At 36.9% G+C, this 2,886-nt stretch carries 4 protein-coding genes; 2 read left to right on the plus strand and 2 right to left on the minus strand.

Annotation, left to right across the window (positions count from 1 at the left end; genetic code table 11):
• Both M901_RS03905 and M901_RS03910 read right to left on the minus strand, forming a co-directional pair.
• The coding region (locus tag M901_RS03905) for a ScpA family protein (protein WP_021276886.1) at window positions 1–746 on the minus strand (746 nt) is incomplete at its 3' end.
• A gap of 11 nt (window positions 747–757) precedes the next feature.
• Complete coding sequence (locus M901_RS03910) at window positions 758–1,417, minus strand: site-2 protease family protein (RefSeq protein WP_034720153.1); 660 nt, start codon at window positions 1,415–1,417, stop codon at window positions 758–760.
• Between the two features lie 130 nt (window positions 1,418–1,547).
• Here M901_RS03910 and M901_RS16215 point away from each other — a divergent pair, with 130 nt between their 5' ends.
• Both M901_RS16215 and M901_RS03920 read left to right on the plus strand, forming a co-directional pair.
• Window positions 1,548–1,964: an NUDIX domain-containing protein gene (locus M901_RS16215; protein ID WP_053335814.1), complete on the plus strand. Its 417-nt coding sequence runs from the start codon at window positions 1,548–1,550 to the stop codon at window positions 1,962–1,964.
• Window positions 1,949–2,886, plus strand: a 938-nt coding sequence (locus tag M901_RS03920) for a hypothetical protein (protein WP_021276888.1), incomplete at its 3' end; no start/stop codon positions are given. The genes M901_RS16215 and M901_RS03920, both read left to right, overlap by 16 nt.

Here is a 2,886-nt window from a genome sequence, read left to right on the forward strand (position 1 = left end):
AAGATTTGAATTCTCTTCAATCTCGCAAGTTCAAGAAGAGAAATAAATGTAATTACCACATTGTCGATAGAGTGAGAGTCATCATCTGACTGTTCAATTTCTCCACCTTTTTCAGCAACTTTCTTTGAGTTATCTTTATGAAGAAGTTCTTCAAAATTAGTCTTCTGCCCCATTTGAAGATAACTCTTAAGGAACTGAAGCTTCTCAACAATAGAAAGCCTATCTCTTCTTACAACAGTGTATTTTCTATTTTGCCTAAAGATGAAATCAACCATAGACATTGTAAGCTTCTCTAAATCCATTGGAGTTAGAATAGAGTTTACAATCTCTTTTCTGTTAATTTTTGGCTTCGTGAAAATATCTTTTCCCTGCTGAGGCAGAGTCAGGAGCTTTTGCCCCATTCTTTGAAAGTGTTGAAGTTCTTCTAGTCTTCTTACAAGCTCAGCATGACTTGTAATATTAAGAGACTCTGATGAATTCAGTTGTTGTTGAAGTTGAGAGTTTTCCCCCTCTGTCACACAGTTCTTAGACTTAAGAAGAACTAGTGTTGCGGCCAGATAGAGATAATCACCGGCAATATCAAAGTTCAACTCTTTCATATTGGCGAGATAGTCTAAGTACTGCTTAGTAATTTTAGTTAAGTCGAGCTCTTTTACTGACATCTGCTCTTTTTGAATGAGCATCAGTAAAAGGGCTAACGGACCATCAAAGCAGTCTGTTTTGACCTTAATCGTTGTGTCTAACATGTGTGTGTTCCCTAACTTAAAATCCCTGCAAAAACATTCATTAGAAAGTAACCGAATAATTGTGCAGGTCTAATAATGTAACTAAATATGGGCGTAAACCACAGAATCAAAAGAAAAACCATCGTATAATTCTGTAACGCTTCATACTTGCGTGCTGTCTCGTAGTCTAAAAATGTTGAAACCATTTTCGATCCATCAAGTGGAGGAAATGGGATCAGGTTAAATACCGCCAAAAGGATATTAATAAATACCGAATACTCTAACATTCCCAGAAACTGTTTCCTTAATTCAAACGTTCCAGGAACTTGTGTGTAAACTAGAGCAAATAAAAATGCCGATAAAACCATTAAAAGAATATTTGCTAGTGGCCCAGCAAAACTCACCCAAAAGATTCCAGATTTCATATTCTTAAATCTTCTAGGATCAACAGGAACAGGCTTGGCCCACCCAAAAGGAACTCCACCTAAAACAATACCCACCATTGGAAAGATAATTGTCCCAATCAGATCATAATGAACGGCAGGGTTAAGAGTTAATCTCCCCATTCTTTCAGCCGTATCATCACCATACTTCTTGGCCATAAGAGCGTGCCCAGCCTCATGGCAAACGATCGCCAAGAGAAACCCAGGCGCAGCTAAAGAAAGTATGTTAATAATTCTAGAAATTTCCATAGGCGACAACATACCAAAACTTACTAAAACTATCAAAAATTCGCCATGCATCAAAGGCCAAATGTAAGCCTTTTTTGTGAAAAAGATGCCGCAGAGCCTCTATAGGCTTGGAATTTGGTAAAATTAGCTCATGGATGAGCTACACAAGAAAGTGCAAGTAGTCGTATTACAGCGCACAAAAAACAATATAAATCTTTTACTCTTACAAACAAAAGCCGATCGAGGTGAGTTTTGGCAGAATGTGACGGGGTCTATTGAGGGCGATGAGTCATGGCTTGCTGGAGCAAAAAGAGAACTCCTTGAAGAGACAGGGCTTGAAGGTCATGTGAATCAACTAGATTTGACGTTCACTTTTCACGATCGTTGGAATCGAGATGTGGAAGAAAGAGTTTTTGTCGCAGAAGTCTTTAGTAGTGAAGTTGAACTCTGTGAAGCTGAACATCAGGACTTCAAATGGATTCCCGTAGATGAAGTTAAAGAAACTCACTACAAGCACAAAAATAATTACGAATCATTTATTGAGGCCGTTAGATGTTTAAAATCATAGTCCCTATTCTATTCATAGCTTCTGTATTCGCTCAACAGAGTCCTTTTGAACTATCTTCAGAGGAATTGAAGCTTTTTGAAAAACTCGAAGGGCCACAAAGTCAAGGCCAAGATGAAATCACAATAAAGCCAAAGAGGTTTACATACACAGAGAATAACTTTGCCACGCAAAAATTCACTGCCGTGCTAAAAGCAAACTCTCCTATTCAAAACCTTGATGGAACAAGATATTACACAACGAGTGAAGCCAGAGTATTAAAAGTAGAAGAAGTTTCCCCTGGAAGTCCTTTTACTTTTGTCTTTAATAAAAAAGGTGAAGCCGTTTTTATTTGTTACTCTCGAGACCTTGAAAGACTTAATGAAAAAGTCGCGCTAACTCCTCCAAAGATTAAGTTTGAAAAGGTTGAAGATAATTTTAAGAGCATTGATAATGATCAAAAACTCCTTCTCAATCTCCTTATTTCTACAGGAAATCACCAATACGACATCTTTGAAGAAAGTGAATCACTCTCTTCACTTGGCTTTACTACAGAAGTAGGACTTGAGAGTAGTCGTTCAATTCCAATGATGATTGTGACAAGTTTTAATCAAGTTAGTGGATCAAATTTCAAGTGGACTTTTGCCAATCTTGGACTGAAACTTTCACACTTTTGGAAGTGGAATCAAAGAACAAATATAGGATTATTTTTACAAGCAGAGAGAAGTCTCTATGGAAAAGCAAACTTAGCAGAAAGTAGTATTAGCCTTCATGAAAATAGGTTTTCAATAGGATCTTCTGTTCATTGGCATGATAAAATCTTCTCGTTAGAAGTCGCCAAAGAAAGACTTATTTTTCCAAACGATATTCTTCTTAATTCAAATAATATTAGAAATACAAATGTCTACCACACAAGCTTTATTTTTAAGGCCGGAAAACAATTTGA

Source organism: Bacteriovorax sp. DB6_IX, assembly GCF_000447775.1.
Taxonomy (GTDB): Bacteria; Bdellovibrionota; Bacteriovoracia; order Bacteriovoracales; family Bacteriovoracaceae; genus Halobacteriovorax_A.